Annotated in this window: 16 protein-coding genes and 4 tRNA genes; 6 read left to right on the plus strand and 14 right to left on the minus strand. The window is 60.3% G+C overall.

The window, feature by feature from the left end; translation table 11 throughout:
• From KKQ10_RS27985 to bamJ, 6 genes are all read right to left on the minus strand, one after another.
• Positions 1-2,170: DUF6531 domain-containing protein (locus tag KKQ10_RS27985; protein ID WP_252191796.1), on the minus strand; the 2,170-nt coding region annotated here is incomplete at its 3' end.
• 239 nt (positions 2,171-2,409) lie between these two features.
• Positions 2,410-2,817 carry an SEL1-like repeat protein gene (locus KKQ10_RS27990; RefSeq protein ID WP_215502954.1) on the minus strand — a complete coding sequence of 136 codons (408 nt, stop codon included), beginning with the start codon at positions 2,815-2,817 and terminating at the stop codon, positions 2,410-2,412.
• Entirely contained in the window at positions 2,818-3,189 is a 372-nt protein-coding gene (locus KKQ10_RS27995; protein ID WP_003223109.1) for a hypothetical protein, read from the minus strand. It lies immediately after the preceding gene.
• Entirely contained in the window at positions 3,186-3,527 is a 342-nt protein-coding gene (locus KKQ10_RS28000) for a helix-turn-helix domain-containing protein (protein ID WP_127652609.1), read from the minus strand. Before KKQ10_RS28000 ends, KKQ10_RS27995 begins: the two co-directional genes overlap by 4 nt.
• A gap of 112 nt (positions 3,528-3,639) precedes the next feature.
• Entirely contained in the window at positions 3,640-4,095 is a 456-nt protein-coding gene (locus tag KKQ10_RS28005; protein WP_127652610.1) for a YkvA family protein, read from the minus strand.
• A 295-nt stretch (positions 4,096-4,390) separates the two neighbouring features.
• Entirely contained in the window at positions 4,391-5,107 is a 717-nt protein-coding gene (gene bamJ, locus KKQ10_RS28010; protein ID WP_127652611.1) for a BamJ family beta-barrel-assembly machinery protein, read from the minus strand.
• A gap of 270 nt (positions 5,108-5,377) precedes the next feature.
• Between bamJ and KKQ10_RS28015 the strand changes: the two genes are divergently transcribed.
• On the plus strand, positions 5,378-7,186 hold the full coding sequence (locus KKQ10_RS28015; RefSeq protein WP_215502955.1) for a di-heme-cytochrome C peroxidase: 1,809 nt from the start codon (positions 5,378-5,380) through the stop codon (positions 7,184-7,186).
• A 26-nt stretch (positions 7,187-7,212) separates the two neighbouring features.
• Complete coding sequence (locus KKQ10_RS28020; protein WP_215502956.1) at positions 7,213-8,349, plus strand: catalase family protein; 1,137 nt, start codon at positions 7,213-7,215, stop codon at positions 8,347-8,349.
• A 210-nt stretch (positions 8,350-8,559) separates the two neighbouring features.
• Here the strand turns inward: KKQ10_RS28020 and KKQ10_RS28025 are convergent.
• From KKQ10_RS28025 to KKQ10_RS28040, 4 genes are all read right to left on the minus strand, one after another.
• Positions 8,560-8,636 (minus strand) — tRNA-Asp (locus KKQ10_RS28025).
• 19 nt (positions 8,637-8,655) lie between these two features.
• Positions 8,656-8,731, minus strand: a tRNA-Val gene (locus tag KKQ10_RS28030).
• Between the two features lie 199 nt (positions 8,732-8,930).
• A tRNA-Asp gene (locus KKQ10_RS28035) sits at positions 8,931-9,007 on the minus strand.
• 19 nt (positions 9,008-9,026) lie between these two features.
• Positions 9,027-9,102, minus strand: a tRNA-Val gene (locus KKQ10_RS28040).
• Between the two features lie 159 nt (positions 9,103-9,261).
• On the opposite strand from KKQ10_RS28040, the gene rdgC reads away from it, so the two are divergent.
• The 3 genes from rdgC (at position 9,262) to sugE (ending at position 11,742) form a co-directional block, all read left to right on the plus strand.
• On the plus strand, positions 9,262-10,182 hold the full coding sequence (gene rdgC / locus KKQ10_RS28045) for a recombination-associated protein RdgC (protein ID WP_003223096.1): 921 nt from the start codon (positions 9,262-9,264) through the stop codon (positions 10,180-10,182).
• A 150-nt stretch (positions 10,183-10,332) separates the two neighbouring features.
• Positions 10,333-11,298 (plus strand): bile acid:sodium symporter family protein, encoded by a 966-nt coding sequence (locus tag KKQ10_RS28050; RefSeq protein WP_215502957.1) that lies wholly within the window; start codon positions 10,333-10,335, stop codon positions 11,296-11,298.
• Between the two features lie 129 nt (positions 11,299-11,427).
• Positions 11,428-11,742, plus strand: coding sequence for a quaternary ammonium compound efflux SMR transporter SugE (gene sugE, locus KKQ10_RS28055; RefSeq protein WP_215502958.1), 315 nt, complete (start codon positions 11,428-11,430; stop codon positions 11,740-11,742).
• 97 nt (positions 11,743-11,839) lie between these two features.
• On the opposite strand, the gene KKQ10_RS28060 is transcribed toward sugE, so the two are convergent.
• The 4 genes from KKQ10_RS28060 to KKQ10_RS28075 all read right to left on the minus strand — a co-directional run bounded on the left by KKQ10_RS28060 (position 11,840) and on the right by KKQ10_RS28075 (position 16,620).
• Positions 11,840-13,714: an MFS transporter gene (locus KKQ10_RS28060; protein WP_215502959.1), complete on the minus strand. Its 1,875-nt coding sequence runs from the start codon at positions 13,712-13,714 to the stop codon at positions 11,840-11,842.
• A 97-nt stretch (positions 13,715-13,811) separates the two neighbouring features.
• Positions 13,812-14,963: a TDT family transporter gene (locus KKQ10_RS28065; RefSeq protein ID WP_127652646.1), complete on the minus strand. Its 1,152-nt coding sequence runs from the start codon at positions 14,961-14,963 to the stop codon at positions 13,812-13,814.
• Positions 14,964-15,068: 105 nt separating this feature from the next.
• On the minus strand, positions 15,069-15,380 hold the full coding sequence (locus KKQ10_RS28070; protein WP_027614074.1) for a cupin domain-containing protein: 312 nt from the start codon (positions 15,378-15,380) through the stop codon (positions 15,069-15,071).
• Between the two features lie 52 nt (positions 15,381-15,432).
• Positions 15,433-16,620, minus strand: coding sequence for an MFS transporter (locus KKQ10_RS28075; RefSeq protein WP_215502960.1), 1,188 nt, complete (start codon positions 16,618-16,620; stop codon positions 15,433-15,435).
• A 91-nt stretch (positions 16,621-16,711) separates the two neighbouring features.
• Here KKQ10_RS28075 and KKQ10_RS28080 point away from each other — a divergent pair, with 91 nt between their 5' ends.
• Complete coding sequence (locus KKQ10_RS28080; RefSeq protein WP_215502961.1) at positions 16,712-17,254, plus strand: TetR/AcrR family transcriptional regulator; 543 nt, start codon at positions 16,712-16,714, stop codon at positions 17,252-17,254.
• Positions 17,255-17,294: the final 40 nt, after the last annotated feature.

Consider the following 17,294-nt stretch of genomic DNA (forward strand, 5'->3'; position numbering starts at 1 on the left):
CGATCAGCCGTCCGACTTCGTCGTAGCGGTATTCGGTGACCGCCCCCAGCGGATCCTGCTCGGCGATCAGCCGTCCGGCATCGTCATAGGCCTTGAGGAACTCACCACCATCGGCCTCGACCTTGCGCACCAGCCGCGCACGATCGTCGTGGACGTAGGTTTCTTCGCTACCGTCGACGTAGTGCACCGCCACGCTGCCGTCGTCGGCCCAGACGTAACGGCTGTCCATCTGCGAGAACGACGCCCAGTGCCGCACGCAACGCGCGGCTTTGCCGGCGCGCTCCCACTCCCAGAAGAAACTCGCGCCACCGGTCAGTTGCCGCTGCAGGATGACGTGCTGCTCGTCGTAGTCGTAATGCTCGCTGTCACCGACGGCATTGGTCGCTTCGAGCAGGCGCTGGCGGGCGTCGTAGCGGTAGCTGACGAGGGTCTGTTCGGTGTGCCAGTCGCTTTCGCGCCAAACCTGATAGTCAACGGCAACCAGATGCGCCCGCTCGTAACGCAACCCCAGCGACCGACCCGCACCATTGTCCAAGCGAACAATGCGCTCCTGATGATCACGAGCAACCCGCAGGCGATTGCCATATGCATCACTGATCGCCGTCAGCCGCCCGGCACGAAAGTGATAAAACCGCGCCGCGCTCCCCGCCAGCGCCAGGATCAATTCCTCCGGTTCATCCCCAAGAAAAATCGCCGCCCGCGACAAACTGTTGTGAATCGCCGGCCGCTGGACACTGGGCATGGGAAACCGCGTGCGGCGGTTCTCGTGGTCGACCCAGACCACCGCATCGCCATCGAAGACCAGCCGATGGGCCAGTGAATGGCTCCAGCCAAACCCCAGCCCGACATCGATCTCAACGGCGCTGGTGCGATACAGGCGGGTGAACTCGAACGGCAGCACCCCGTCGAGCGAACCATCGGTCAGGGTCAGCAGTTCTTCACCGGTGACCATCGACACCGGGCAGCCGTTGGTGCAGGTCAACGGCACGCAATCGGCGCTGTCGCCGTTGGGGTTTTTTGCTTGATCGGGTGAGTCGTCGTGGGGTTCGTTTTTCTTCAGTGCGGCGTTGCGCTTCGCATCCCAGCGCAATTGCATGCGGCCCTTTTTCACCCCGGCGACAATGCCCCGCGCGGCGACGTTTTTGTAGCGGTCGACGTATTCGATAAACGTGCTGACGATGCCAAACATCGCCTTCACCAATCGTTTAACAATCGACAGTAATTGGGCTGCGCGATCCGCCAGACGCAGGGTCAGATAGGCAATCCCGGCACCGGCCCCCACGAACGTCAGGACGATGCCGATCAGCACATCGATCAACAGTTGCACGATGATCATCGACGCCGCTTCTGCAGTTTTCCCGGCCAATTCGCTCGGTGGCAACATCTCCAGCCACAAGCTCGCGGTGCGCAGCAGCAAACACAGCGCCGCCTCGTCGCTGACCAGCAGTTGCAGCTTCTCCATCACCTGTGGAGCGGTTTGCGCCAGCTCGATCAGATCATCCGCTGCACTCCCCAACCGCTCGGCAAACTTGCCGGGGTCCTGCAGAATCTCCGACAGCAGCCCGATGCTGTCCCACACCCCCTCGATCGCTGCCCAACTCCCGGCGAGCATGCCGTTGCCCGCCGCCGTCGCCACCGACTGCGACTGCGACCATTGCGGCTTGAACCCTTGCCACTCGCTACGCAGCCAGCCATCGAGTTCACCGGTCAGCCCGGTATAAGCCTTGAACAGATCGTCGATCTGTTGCGGCGTGACCTCACCGCGGACCATTACCCGGTAGAACTGGCCCGCATCGCCCGTGAATGAGCCTTTACCCTGCGCATCCAGCGTGACAGGGGTGATCTTTCCGTCACCCACCGCCACCACATCCACCACGATGCCGCCCAGCGGAATGTCGTACACCGACTCGAATTTGCTCTCGATCGCCAGCACCCCGCTTTCCGGGCACTGCACGACGCTGGAGGAAAACTCACTGTCGCCCGTGCTGACCGCGGTGAGGCGATCACCGAAGCGGATGATCCGCTCCATGCCCATTAGTGACGGCAGATCCGCCGCGTGGCTGACCTGATCAGCCGCGCGGCTCAACCAATGCTCAAGTTGCTGGCGATAGAGGCTGAGGGTGTCGGGGAAACTGTCGAGTTCCTGCTCGATACGGCTGACGGCGTCCATCAGCACACGCCACCGTGCGGGGTGGAATGAAAAACCGGGTCAAACATGAACGTTCCCTCGCGCAAAAATTAGGCGCGGGGACTTTGCGGGGGATCAATCAGGAAAGAAGTCAGGCGAGTAGGCGTTTACTGTAGGACTAGTCCTCAAAAGCCCCATAACTACAAATCGTACGGATTTAAACGCAAAACGTGGCGCGAGGTTTCCCTCGCGCCACGTTTATCGGGCCGACACATATGGATTTACTGCGTTGAGTCCCGAGCGCTCAACTCCTTGAGCTTAAGCTCGGCCAACGGGTGGCCGGCCTTGGCGGCCAGGGTCCACCAGCGCGCCGCCTCTGCCGGATCCGGCGCCTTGCTCGCAGTACCGGCCAGGCAGATCACACCGACCTGATAGGCCGCCTTGCCATCACCAGCGAGTGCCGCCAGACGCAACAACCGCACACCCTCTTCGCGGGCGCCCAGGCCAACGCCACGAAACGTCAGGATGTGTCCGTAAAAGCTCTGCGCGCCGACATCGCCAAGATTGGCCATGCGCGCAAACTGCCCTTCGAGCCAGCGCCAGCCTTTTGGCTGACGGACAAACCACGACCAGTGAAACAACCGGCGAGCCAGCCAGTAACTGACCTGCGCCTTGAGTCGTAAGAACACTCAGGCCTCCGCCGATTCCGGGTACTCGTATTCGAAGACCCTGACCACTTCCGATGCGTGCCAGGAGGCTGCCGCGACACCATCGGATGGCCCGGAGAAACGCCCCAGACGTTCGACGCATTCAAAAAAACCGGTACGTGGCAGGCGGCTCGCGCCCTGGCTGATCACCAGCGAACTGCGCAACGGTTGTTCAGCCTTGGCGTCCAGCGCGGCCAGATGTTCCAGTGCCGCAGTCAGGGTTTGCATCGCCGGCGTCGGCAACTGCAAACGTTCGAGCAACGCCCGATAGGTCAGTAGATGGCGCTGCCTGCGCGCCTGGTCCAATTCTCCGAGCAATCCATCCCAATGTTGCCGACTGATGCGTACGCTCACGATTCATCCCTCCAACCGGGCACCGTCAGTTCCCAGGCCAGGCTGCGGCGAATCGCGGCGTCAGGTTGACGCTCGCCACTTTCGATCATGGCCAGATAAGACGGGCTGATGCCTACCGTGCGGGCCAGCGCCTCAATGGCGATGCCCTTCCCTTCGCGCAAACTGCGTAATTGATCCAGACCTGGAAGAATCGGATCCGGTGTTGCCGCGAGCGGCGCCGGGGCCTGCTGCGACGGTGTTTCGTTGATGCCTGCTGCTTTCAGTAGAGCCTGATACTGAGGCCATGGCAGAACCGCATATTCGGGTTCGCCATCGCGTGCAATTATCTGAATATCCATGACTACCCCGTAGGACAACAACACTTAGCGAGTCGGCACTTTCCCTAGAAGTGTAATCCTAACAGCGGCCAAGGTCGCGGGGGGTATCTATCTGTATGCAGGCAGGAATGAATCAGGGCTTTTTCGGGCCCTGAAGCTGAAGTTGTTCCGGAGTATCGGGCAGACGCTCGACCACCGCCAGCTTTTCCGGCTGCTGGCGGTTGCGCCACTGCCGGAAGGCGCTGAGTTCATCGTCGAGGGTTTTCATCAGCCAGGCGAGGACGGCGATGTCATCGAGCATGCCGAACACCGGAATGAAATCCGGGATCGCATCCACCGGGCTGAGGAAATACATCAACCCCGCCACCACCGAAATCAACGCTTTCGGGCTGATGGCCCGGTATTCACCGCGCCAGTAGGCCAGGCACAGCGCCTGGAGCAAACGCAGATCATCCTTGAGCTTGCCCAGACGATTGCCTTGTGCGGCACCTTTGCTGGCGACGGCAAACAGCAGGGTCGGCAGGCGACCGCGGGCCAGCAGGCGTCCGGCCAAGGGTAGAAATCGGGTGAAATTCCACGGTGCTTTCATCTATTTCTCCCGTTGAAATGTTATCCACACAAATTGTGGATAACCTTGTGAACAGAGCTGCATTTCAGCGCTGAGAGCCCCGTTTTATAAGGGCTGCGCTCAGATCGGGCGTTTTTTACTCACATAAAAAACCCCAATATTTCATTGACTTGGCGGCTCAGGGCGTCTAGCGCTGGCGGTCTCAATCTCTAGGACTGCTGCCAGTGGCATCCGTTCGCTCTGTTTACCCCTGCCATCCTCCAGATGCAACAACGCCCCGCAATTGCGAGGCGTTGTTGTCGAAGCCGTTGCCGGTTTACTTGGCGGCGGCGTCTTCTTTGCTCGGATCCTTGATGGCCAGCAATTCCAGGTCGAAAACCAGAACCGAGTTGGCCGGGATTGCCGGGCTTGGCGATTGTGCGCCGTAGGCCAGATCGCTAGGGATGTACAGTTTGTACTTCTCGCCAACGTGCATCAGTTGCAGACCTTCGACCCAACCCGGGATCACGCCGCTGACAGGCAGATCGATCGGGCTGCCGCGCTCGACGGAGCTGTCGAATACGGTGCCGTTGGTCAGCTTGCCGGTGTAGTGAACGGTCACTACGTCGGTCGGCTTGGGCTGTGGGCCGTCGGCCTTCTTGACCACTTCGTACTGCAGGCCGGAAGCCGTGGTGGTGACACCCGGCTTCTTGCCATTTTCTTCGAGGAATTTCTTGCCGGCGGCTGCCGACTCTTCGCTCATCTTGGCCATACGCTCTTCAGCACGCTTTTGCAGCGCGGCGAAGGCTTCGACCAGTTCGTCGTCTTTCAGCTTCTGTTCTTTCTTGCCAACGGCATCTTCGATGCCCTGGGCTACCGCTTTGGAGTCCAGATCATCCATGCCTTCCTGAGCAAGACTCTTGCCCATGTTCAGGCCGATACCGTAGGAAGCTTTTTGCGCCGGGGTTTTCAGCTCTACGCTGGTCTGCGAATCACAACCCGCGAGGACCAGGCTAACCAGGGCTACCGCCGCCGCCAACCGATGCTGTTTCATGCTATTTCCTTGTTCATGCGCCGAAAGGGCAATCGAGTAAAGCCGCGAGCTTATCAGGCCGCCACGACCAATGGCTACCGGCATGAGAGCAGGAAACATCCGATAAGTTCAGGGATTAAAACGCATTCGGGAAAAGCGACGATGAAGCTTCTGTCATCTTGGCCTGACATGGGCTGAGGAGATTTCCCGCGACCGTTGGCGTAATGGCCACTTGCTACACCTGCAACAGCTGAGGCATAACAACACAACAACTCGACAAGGATGTTTAACTTGCGCCTCTTATTCCGTGTGCTAACGCTGATCATCGTACTGCTGGGCCTGGCTCTCGCCGTGGTTCTGTATTACGTCGCCAACCCGAAACTGCCGTTCTACACCCCCGCCCAGCAGGTGCATTACCTGAACCAGTGGAGTGAGGAAGAACGCCAGACCTACTACTTCACCCCCCAGGGCACGCAGGTCAAAGGCCTGCGCTATGAGTGGTTCCAGGCGCTGGAGCTGCCCTTCTCGCAGCAGCGCTTTGCGTCCCCGGAATACCTCGCACGCTTCGGTTTTCTGGTCGATCCGCAACAACAAGCCACAGCGAACAATCCCGGCAATCTGCCGGTCGGCTTCGCCCGCCATCAGAATCCCGGCGGCACCGAGCACTATCTCGACATCACCTGCGCCGCCTGCCACACCGGCGAATTGCGCTTCAAGGGTCAGGCCGTGCGGATTGACGGTGGTTCGGCGCAACATGTGTTGCCCTCCAGCGTTCCTACACTGCGCGGTGGCAGTTTCGGACAGGCATTGGTCGCCAGTCTGACCTCGACTTACTACAACCCCTGGAAATTCGAACGGTTCGCCCGACAGGTGCTGGGCAATGACTACGAGGCGCGCCACGAACAACTGCGCAAGGACTTCAAGGTTTCACTGAACACTTTCCTGAAAGTCGCCTGGAACGACACCCACCGCGGCCTCTACCCGACCGAAGAAGGCCCCGGGCGCACCGATGCCTTCGGCCGCATCGCCAACGCCACCTTCGGTGACGCCATCTCCCCCGCCAACTACCGCGTGGCCAATGCCCCGGTGGACTACCCGCAACTGTGGGACATGTGGACCTTCGACTGGGTGCAATGGAACGGCTCGGCGCAGCAACCAATGGCGCGCAACATCGGAGAGGCGCTGGGCGTCGGCGCCACGCTGAATTTCTTCGACAGCAACGGTCAGCCGCTGCAGGGCGATGCGCGTTATGCCTCCAGTGTGCGCGTGCGCGATCTGCACACCATCGAAGAAACCCTGCAACGCCTGCAACCGCCCGCCTGGCCGGAGGACGTGCTCGGCGCTGTCGATAAACCGCTGGCCGCCAAGGGCCGCGCACTGTTTGCCGAGAACTGCGCCAGTTGCCACATGCCGCGCAAGACTCAGGAAGGCCAGCGCTGGGTGCAGCATTTGCACATGCTGCCGGTGGACGTGATCGGCACTGATCCGAACGCCGCCATCAACATTGCCAGCCACCGTTTCGACCTGACGCCGCTGCAATGGAATCTCAAAGAACTTGAGCAGATGGACGTGAAGTTGCATCCGACGCCCACGGAACCACTGGATCTGAGCCAGCTATCGGTGGCTAAAGGCCTGGCCTACGTCACTGCATTCGTTGAAAACCGCGCCTATCGCGAGGCCGGAGTCACAGCGCAGGAGAAACCCGGGCTGGACGGCTTCGGCCTGCCGATCGGCGTGCGCGAAAAAGTCGCTTACAAGGCCAGGCCATTGGCTGGCGTTTGGGCTACTGCGCCGTTTCTGCACAACGGTTCGGTGCCGAGCATATATCAATTGCTGTCGCCGCAGGATGAGCGCGCGCCCACGTTCTACAAGGGTTCATTCGAATACGACCCTCACCATCTGGGATATCGCACCGAGGCCTTCACCAATGGCTTTCTGTTCGACACGCGGATCACCGGCAACCACAACAGCGGCCACGAATTTCGCGCCGGCGAGCGTGGTAAGGGCGTCATCGGCCGACTGCTGCAACCGGAAGAACGCTGGGCATTGCTGGAGTACCTGAAAGTCCTCGGCGGGCCATTGGAGGCGCAATTGCCATGATGATCAACTCATACAAAAGACCGTCCATGCTCGCCCGTATCTGGCTGTGGCTGGGACGACTGCTGGGCAAAACCCTGTTGGCATTGCTGGTGATCGGCCTGCTTGGCTGGGTCATCGCGAGCGCATGGTTCGCCTGGCAACACCGCGGCCCGGTGTCGGCGCAGGAACAGATTCCCGCCGGTGAAGCGGCCATGACCCAGGACGTGATCCAGACCGCCATACGCATCGTCGATCAACACCGCGAAGGCACACGCTACCTGCGCGATGCGCATGCCAAGGCGCATGGTTGCGTAAAAGCCGAGGTGACGGTGTTGCCGGAACTGACGCCATCGCTGCGCCAGGGCGTTTTCAGCCAGCCGGGCAAGACCTGGCAGGCGATGATTCGCCTGTCCAATGGCAACGCCTACCCGCAGTTCGACAGCATCCGTGACGCGCGGGGCATGGCGATCAAGCTGCTCGATGTTCCCGGCAAACCGTTGCTCGGCGACCGTCAGGATCGGCGCGAGCAAGACTTTGTGATGTTCAGCCACCCGAATTTCTTTGTCAGCGATGTCGCCGAGTATCGTCAGAATGTGGCGGCTCAGGCTGACGGCAAAAAGATCATGGCGTTTTTCCCCGGCTGGGATCCGCGCACCTGGCAGATCCGTCACTTGGCGATTGCCCTGGCGACGCTGGCGCCAGCGCCGGACAGCCCGACCGGGGCCACGTACTTTTCGGTATCGCCCTACAAGTTCGGTGAGGCCAATGCGAAGTTTCGGGTCGCGCCGGATCTGGATAACTGCCCGGCGTATACCCCGCCCCCGCAAAACCACGATTTGCCGAACTTCCTGCGCAACGCCTTGAACCAGCAACTGTCGACGGATCGCGTGCCTGCGTGTTTCGTGTTGCAGATTCAGCGCCAGGACGCGAACAAGTCCATGCCGATCGAGGACACCAGCATCGAATGGCGCGAGCAGGACTCACCGTTCGAAACCGTGGCGCGCATTACCCTGCCTGCCCAGGACTTCGACACGCCGGCGCTGAATCTGGCGTGCGACAACCTGTCGTTCAACCCGTGGTTTGGTATCGAGGCGCATCGGCCGATTGGCGGGATCAACCGCTTGCGCAAAGCGGTGTATGAGGCGGTGAGTGACTATCGGCACAGTCGCAATGCCGAGCAGTGAGAATCACAACCCCTGTAGGAGCTGTCGAGTGAAACGAGGCTGCGATCTTTTGATCTCTAAAAGCCAGATCAAAAGCTCGCAGCGTGCCGCAGCTCCTACACGGATTCCGCGCAGAATCGAGCAATTTTCTTAAATCGCAGACAGCAAAAAGCCCGCACTAGGCGGGCTTTCTGTGGTGACCTGGCGTTCAGTGGTCCAGGTTACCGAATATGGCGCAGCGGACGGGACTCGAACCCGCGACCCCCGGCGTGACAGGCCGGTATTCTAACCGACTGAACTACCGCTGCGCGAAACGCTTGAAACGAATGGTGGGTGATGACGGGATCGAACCGCCGACATTCTGCTTGTAAGGCAGACGCTCTCCCAGCTGAGCTAATCACCCTTCGCTTCGTTACGGGGCGCATTATGCCACAAGTTTTCGTAATGTGTTGATTTAATTGAAGTTTTTTTCAAAAAAATCCGAAAACCGGTGAAACGACACAAACCCATTGGAACAAGGTACAAACTTGAGACAGAAAAAAACCCGCTTCAGCGGGTTTTTCCGTGGTGACCTGGCGTTCAGTGGTCCAGGTTACCGAATATGGCGCAGCGGACGGGACTCGAACCCGCGACCCCCGGCGTGACAGGCCGGTATTCTAACCGACTGAACTACCGCTGCGCTAAACACTTGAAACGAATGGTGGGTGATGACGGGATCGAACCGCCGACATTCTGCTTGTAAGGCAGACGCTCTCCCAGCTGAGCTAATCACCCTTCGCTTCGGTGTGGCGCGCATTCTACGGAGCGACCCAACCTCTGGCAAGCACTTTTTTAATTAATTTTCTCAGGCCTTCCAAAGGCTTAGAGAAGGGTTGGCCTATGACCCGGCGAAGACAATAATGCCCCCCTTTGTATAAAGGAGAGACTCACCCCATGTGGTTCAAAAACCTGCTGATCTATCGCCTGACCCAAGACCTGCCTGTCGATGCCGAGGCGCTGGAAACTGCACTGGCCACCAAACTGGCGCGTCCATGTGCAAGCCAGGAGTTGACCACCTACGGTTTCGTCGCGCCGTTCGGCAAGGGCGAAGATGCTCCACTGGTGCACGTCAGCGGTGATTTCCTGCTGATCGCTGCCCGTAAAGAAGAACGTATTCTGCCGGGCAGCGTCGTGCGCGACGCGGTCAAGGAAAAGGTCGAAGAGATCGAAGCCGAGCAGATGCGCAAGGTCTATAAAAAGGAACGCGATCAGATCAAGGATGAAATCATCCAGGCTTTCCTGCCGCGCGCCTTTATCCGCCGCTCGTCGACCTTCGCCGCCATCGCGCCGAAACAGGGCCTGATCCTGGTCAACTCGGCCAGCCCGAAACGCGCCGAAGACCTGCTTTCCACAATGCGTGAAGTGCTCGGCACCCTGCCCGTCCGCCCGCTGACCGTGAAAACCGCACCGACCGCCGTGATGACCGAGTGGGTCACCACCCAGCAAGCCGCCCCGGACTTCTTTGTTCTGGACGAGTGCGAGCTGCGCGACACCCACGAAGACGGCGGCATCGTGCGTTGCAAGCGTCAGGATCTGACCAGCGAAGAAATCCAGCTGCACCTGAGCACCGGCAAAGTCGTGACTCAGCTGTCGCTGGCCTGGCAGGACAAGCTGTCGTTCATGCTCGATGACAAGATGACCGTCAAACGCCTGAAGTTCGAAGACCTGCTGCAGGATCAGGCCGAACAGGACGGTGGCGACGAAGCCCTCGGTCAACTGGACGCCAGCTTCACCCTGATGATGCTGACTTTCGGCGACTTCCTGCCGGCGCTGGTTGAAGCGCTGGGTGGCGAAGAGACGCCGCAGGGGATCTAAATACCTGTGATGTACAAAATGTAGGAGTGAGCCTGCTCGCGATGAGGAACTGACATTCAACGCAAATATTGACTGAACAACCGCTATCGCGAGCAGGCTCACTCCTACAGTTGTTTTGTAGTGTTCATTATTAATAACAAGGAACAAGCCATGCGCGCACTGGCTGCACTCAGCCGCTTTGTCGGCAACACCTTCGCTTACTGGGTTCTGATATTCGCCGTGATCGCGTTCCTGCAGCCGGCATGGTTCCTGGGACTCAAAGGCGCCATCGTGCCGTTGCTGGGCCTGGTGATGTTCGGCATGGGCCTGACCCTCAAACTCGACGACTTCGCTGCCGTTGCCCGCCATCCGTGGCGTGTGGCGCTGGGCGTGGTTGCGCATTTCGTGATCATGCCCGGCGTGGCGTGGTTGCTCTGCCAGATCTTTCACCTGCCGCCGGAAATCGCCGTCGGGGTGATTCTGGTCGGTTGCTGCCCAAGCGGCACGTCTTCCAACGTGATGACCTGGCTGGCCCGCGGTGATCTGGCGCTGTCGGTGGCGATTGCTGCCGTGACCACCCTGCTCGCTCCGCTGCTGACCCCGGCGCTGATCTGGCTGCTGGCTTCGGCGTGGTTGCCGGTGTCGTTCATGGAGTTGTTCTGGTCGATCCTGCAAGTGGTATTGCTGCCAATCGTGCTCGGCGTGGTTGCGCAACGGTTGCTCGGCGACAAGGTGCGCCACGCGGTGGAGGTGTTGCCGCTGGTGTCGGTGGTCAGCATCGTGATCATCGTTACCGCCGTGGTGGCCGCCAGTCAGGCGAAGATCGCCGAGTCCGGGCTGCTGATCATGGCGGTGGTGATGCTGCACAACAGCTTCGGCTACTTGCTGGGTTACTTCACCGGGCGCCTGTTCAAGTTGCCGTTGGCACAGCGCAAGTCGCTGGCACTGGAAGTCGGCATGCAGAATTCGGGATTGGGCGCGGCGCTGGCCAGCGCGCACTTCTCGCCGTTGGCGGCGGTGCCGAGCGCGTTGTTCAGCGTCTGGCACAACATTTCCGGGGCGTTGCTTTCGACCTACTTCCGACGCATGAGCGAGAAAGAAGACCGTGAGGCGCTGGCGCAACAGCCTGCCGACTGATTTCGAAACTTGATCCTCGGGTTGATGTTGGGCAACATCTTGCCGGCAACCACACTACGCGGGGACGACCCTGCGGCTCGATCGAGTACTTAATCTGGGGACGACCCCGTCAATCGATGGAGGTCTCTCATGTCCTGGATCATTCTGTTTTTCGCCGGCCTGTTCGAAGTCGGCTGGGCCGTCGGCCTGAAATACACCGACGGCTTCACCCGCCCCCTCCCCACCGTATTGACCGTTGCGGCCATGGCCATCAGCCTTGGCCTGCTGGGTTTGGCAATGAAGGAATTGCCGCTGGGCACGGCCTACGCGATCTGGACCGGGGTCGGTGCCGTGGGCACGGTGATTGCCGGGATCATTCTGTTTGGCGAGTCGATGGCGTTGATCCGGCTGGCCAGTGTGGCATTGATCATCACTGGTTTGATTGGCCTTAAAATTAGCACCTAAGCCTCTACCGCTATCGCGAGCAGGCTCACTCCTACACAGGGACGCATTTCAAATGTAGGTGTGAGCCTGCTCGCGATGAGGCCAGATCAGTTGGCAACTATCGAACGCCGCCGCGCAATTCGCCCACCAAGCCCTGCAACTTCGCCGGCTCCGCCGCTTCAACCGCTACCGCCGAACCCGCCACCAATGTCACCCGCGACCACAACCGCTTGAACAGGCCCTTGTTCGGATCGCGACTGAAGAAACTCCCCCACAACCCTTGCAGTGCCAGCGGAATCACCGGCACCGGTGTCTCCTCGAGAATCCGCGTCAGCCCACCCTTGAACTCATTGATCTCGCCGTCGGTGGTCAGCTTGCCTTCCGGGAAGATGCACACCAGCTCACCGTCCTTCAGATACTGGGCAATCCGGGTGAAGGCCCTTTCGTAGATCTGGATGTCTTCGTTGCGCCCGGCAATCGGAATCGTCCCCGCCGTGCGGAAGATAAAGTTCAACACCGGCAAGTTGTAGATCTTGTAGTACATGACAAAGCGAATCGGCCGACGCACCGCGCCGCCAATCAGCAGCGCATCGACGAACGACACATGGTTGCACACCAGCAACGCCGCGCCCTCGTCCGGGATTGTGTCGAGGTTGCGATGCTCGACGCGGTACATGGAATGGCTGAGCAGCCAGATCATGAAACGCATGCTGAACTCGGGGACGATCTTGAAGATGTAAGCGTTGACGCCGATGTTCAGCAGCGAGACCACCAGGAACAACTGCGGAATCGACAGCTTGACCACACTCAGCAGCACAATCGAAACGATCGCCGACACCACCATGAACAGTGCGTTGAGTATGTTGTTGGCGGCAATCACTCGCGCCCGCTCGTTTTCGGCGGTGCGCGACTGGATCAAGGCGTACAGCGGCACAATATAGAAGCCGCCAAAAATGCCGAGGCCGAGAATGTCGACCAACACCGCCCAGGTATGCACGAAGCCCAACACTTCAATCCAGCTGTGGCCGACGACACTTTCCGGGATACCGCCGGAGTGCCACCAGAGCAACAGGCCGAACACGGTCAGACCGAACGAGCCAAACGGCACCAGACCGATCTCCACCTTGCGCCCGGAAAGCTTCTCGCAAAGCATCGAGCCCAGCGCAATGCCGACCGAGAACACGGTGAGAATCAGGGTGACCACGGTTTCATCACCGTGCATCCATTCCTTGGCGTATGCCGGGATCTGCGTCAGGTAAATCGCCCCGACAAACCAGAACCACGAGTTGCCGACAATCGAGCGCGACACCGCGGGCGTCTGGCCCAGACCGAGTTTGAGGGTGGCCCAGGACTGGCTGAAGATGTTCCAGTTCAGGCGCATTTCCGGCGACGCGGCAGCAGCGCGCGGAATGCTGCGACTGGCGAGATAACCCAGCACGGCAATGCCGACAATCGCAGTCGACACCAGTGGCGCGTAATGGGTCGAGGACATGATGACCCCGGCGCCGATGGTCCCGGCGAGGATCGCCAGGAAGGTGCCCATCTCCACCAGACCGTTACCGCCGACCAGCTCATCCTCGCGCAACGCTTGCGGCAGGATCGAGTACTTCACCGGCCCGAACAGCGCCGAGTGGGTGCCCATGGCGAACAGCGCCACCAGCATCAACGACAGGTGATCGAAGAGAAACCCGATCGATCCTACGGCCATGATCGCGATTTCTGCGAGTTTGATCAGACGGATCAGCGCGTCCTTGGCGAATTTTTCCCCGAACTGCCCGGCCAGCGCCGAAAACAGAAAGAACGGCAGGATAAACAGCAGCGCACACAGGTTGACCCAGATCGAACGGTCACCCTCGATGGTCAGCCGATAGAGAATGGCGAGAATCAGCGACTGCTTGAACACGTTGTCGTTGAAGGCGCCCAGCGACTGCGTGATGAAAAACGGCAGGAAGCGCCGGGTGCGAAGCAGGTTGAACTGTGAGGGGTGACTCATCTTCCGTGTTTCCCTGAGGTCGGTAGAGAATGGCCTGGATCTGAATATTGGAATCCCGATCCACGATCCAGGCCACACATTACCTAAACTTTTCAGGTTATTTCTTCAATCCTGCAATACACGGCGAAACAAACAGCTCACCGCGCCACGCGCCTTGCACGGTGCGTTTACCGACGATCAGCCACATCACCGCCAGCAAGGTCACCAGCACGCAGCCCACCACACTGAAAAACCCGAGGTTCAGCGTGCTGGCGAGCTTGAGGGTCGCCAGCGAATACACGCCCAGCGGGAAGGTGAACCCCCACCAGCCGAGGTTGAACGGGATGCCGTCACGCAGGTAGCGAGCGGTGATCAGCAGTGCCATCAACATCCACCACAAGCCGAAGCCCCACAGGGTGATGCCGGCGACCAGCCCAAGGCCCGCAGCGATTTCACCGATGCCCGGCAGACCGTTGGCGGCGAAGATTGCCGGCGCATCGCTGCCCAGCAGCAACATGCCCAACGCGCCGGTGCCGATCGGGCCGAGAGCCAGCCAGCTCGAAGCGGCCATGTTTTCGTGAGGCAGTTTGTGCAAGGCCATGCGCAGCAACAGGATGGTCAGGATGCTGAACGCCACGGGCAGGGAAAATGCCCAGAGCACGTAGCTGGTGGCCAGCACCACCAGTTGCGCGTGAGCATCGGCCAGATGCGGCGCGAGCAAACCACCGCTGGCCGCCGCCACTTCTGCCGCGACTACTGGCAACAGCCAGACGGCGGTCATCTGGTCGATGCTGTGTTCCTGGCGGGTAAACATCATGTAGGGGATCAACACGCCGCAGGCCAGTGACATCGCCACATCGAGCCACCACAACACTTGCGCGAGATGGATCACGCCCTCGCCCCAGCGTGGCAGGCCGAACAGCAGGAAGCCGTTGATGATGGTCGCCAGGCCCATGGGAATGGTGCCGAAGAACATCGACACAGTGGAATGGCCGAAGATCCGCCGCGCCTCATCGAAGAACAGCACCCAGCGCGCGGCATAAGCGAATGTAAACAAGGTGAACAACAGAATGTTGAACAGCCACAACCCTTCGGCCACCGCGTGCAGCCCGGGAATCGCCACCGGCAGTTGCGCCAGCGCCAGCGCCAGCACGCCAGTGCCCATGGTCGCGGCGAACCAGTTCGGGGTGAATTGACGGATCACTTCACGCGGATGCTGAAGCTGGCTGAACGGCTTGATGCCGGGTTTGGTGCTGTTGGGGCAAGTCATCATGAACTCCTGTCCTCAGGTGAGGTTGAGTCCATGGTAGAACCGAATCGAATATCTATATAACGGGTAATTTCTCTATCTGTTATCTACTTTACAGATAAGCAGTCAGACACTGCCTTCGCTCTCGATCACCAGAATCCGCGCCGCCCCTTGTGGATGCGCCACGTGTTCGGTGCCGACCGAGGCATAGAAGATGTCGCCGACCTCCAGCAGCACCTGCTTTTCCTCCCCCTGTTCGCGATAGCGCATCTGCACCTGACCGTCGAGCACCACGAACACTTCCTCGCCATCGTTGACGTGCCATTTATACGGCTGGTCGGTCCAGTGCAGGCGCGTGGTGATGCCGTTCATGTTGGCGATGTCCAGCGCGCCCCAGGCACGCTCGGCGGTGAACGACTTGCTGCGGATAATCTTCATGTGTCGATCCGTGAAAATACAGGGCCGGCCAAGGCTAACCCAAACCGCGTGCTTATGGCGCGCGGCAAACCTTGGCCGCGGGTGAACGCAGACTGAGCAACAGCGCGCCGACGGCCAGCACGATCAACGCGACACCGTAACCATCGGTGGTCGCCAGCAAGCCAAACGTGCGGGTCAAATGCCCGGCCAACAACGCCGGCAGACAGAACGCCAGATAACTCAGCGCGTAATACGCCGACATCAACCCGGCTCGTTCATGGGGCAAAGCCAACGGCACCAGGCTGCGCACCGCGCCCAAAAAACCCGAGCCAAAGCCACAACCGGCGACCAGGGTGCCGAGGAAAAACAGCGGCAGACTGGCGCTGTGCACGCCGAGCAGAATCAGCAGCAACCCGGCGGGCAGCAGACTGGCACCGATTTGCAGGGCCTTGCTGGCGGGACGATTGCGCAAGGTGAAGATCATCAGCGCGCCCGTCACGGTCAACGCCGAAACGGTCGCACCGCCGATCAGATTCGACGTCGAACCCGTGGCGGTGCGCACCAGCGACGGCGCCAGCGAGGCGTAAAAGCCGCCAAGGGCCCAGGTCGCGGTGTTCAACGGCAGCACGCGCCACAGGGTCGAACGCGCCTGGACCGGCACATGCAGGGTCGGCCGCAACGAAGCCCAGGCTCCGGCCTGCGAGGTGACGCTTTCGGGCAGGCGCCAGACGTACACCGCCTGCAACGCAAACAGCGCGAGCAGCAGCCAGTAAGTCAGTTGCAACGGCGCCGGGGCGAACTCGGCCAGCAAACCGCAACCCATGCTGCCCAGCGCCATGCCGAGCAACGGTGCAACACTGTTGATCAATGGCCCTTGCTGGCGGTCGGTGTCGAGCAGCGTCGCACTCAAAACCGCGGTGGCCATGCCGGTGGCGAAACCTTGCAGCACCCGCGCGCTGATCAGCCAGGCAACACTGTCGGCGCTGATAAACAGCAGCATCGCCAGCGCATTGAGCAGCACCGCGGTAAAAATCACCGGTTTACGCCCAAGATGGTCGGACAGCGATCCGACCGTCAACAGGGCTGCCAGCAGACTCAGGGCATACACGCCGAAAATCAGGGTCAGCACCGCTGCCGAAAAGTGCAGTTGATCCTGATACAGGTGATAGAGCGGGGTCGGCGCTGTAGAAGCGGCGAGAAAACTCAGTAAGGTGATCGCCAGAAAAATCAGGCTGCCACGGTTGGAAGCAAGGCTGGTCATGGGCACACTCCGCAAAAGCTAATTTTTTGCTTTTGCGGAGTGTGCGCTTGGCTTTGGCTTAAAGCAAATTCTTTGTGTTAAGGTCTGACGCATGGCTATTAAAGAAGGTTTACGCCCCGGCGGCCGCAGTGCCCGGGTGCAAGAGTCGATTCATTCGGCAGTCCGCGCACTTCTGCAAGAACAGGAGCGCTCCACCGTGACCGTGCCGCAAATCGCCGCACGCGCCGGGGTGACGCCGTCGACGATTTATCGACGCTGGGGTGATCTGGCGGCGTTGCTGGCGGACGTCGCCCTCGCCCGTATGCGCCCGGACAGCGAACCGGCCGTGACCGGTGACCTGCGCGGTGACATCCGCGCCTGGGCCGAACAGTATCTCGACGAGATGAGCTCCGAACCCGGGCGCCACATGATGCGCGACGTGCAGGCCAGCGCCACGCCGGGGTATTGCGTGACGATCCTCGGCGCGCAGTTGCAGACCATCATTGACCGCCACTCGGATGAAGCGGCGCCGAGCGTTGATCGGTTGATCAATCTGGTGGTGGCGCCGGTGGTGTTCCGGATTCTGTTTTCGGCGGCGGCGCTGGAGGTTGAAGAGCTGCATCGGTTGATTGATATCGCGCTGCAACAGGACTGACGCCGCCCCCCATGTAGGAGCTGCGGCACGCTGCGATCTT

This window comes from Pseudomonas sp. MG-9 (assembly GCF_018729515.1).
In the GTDB taxonomy this organism is placed as follows: domain Bacteria; phylum Pseudomonadota; class Gammaproteobacteria; order Pseudomonadales; family Pseudomonadaceae; genus Aquipseudomonas; species Aquipseudomonas serboccidentalis.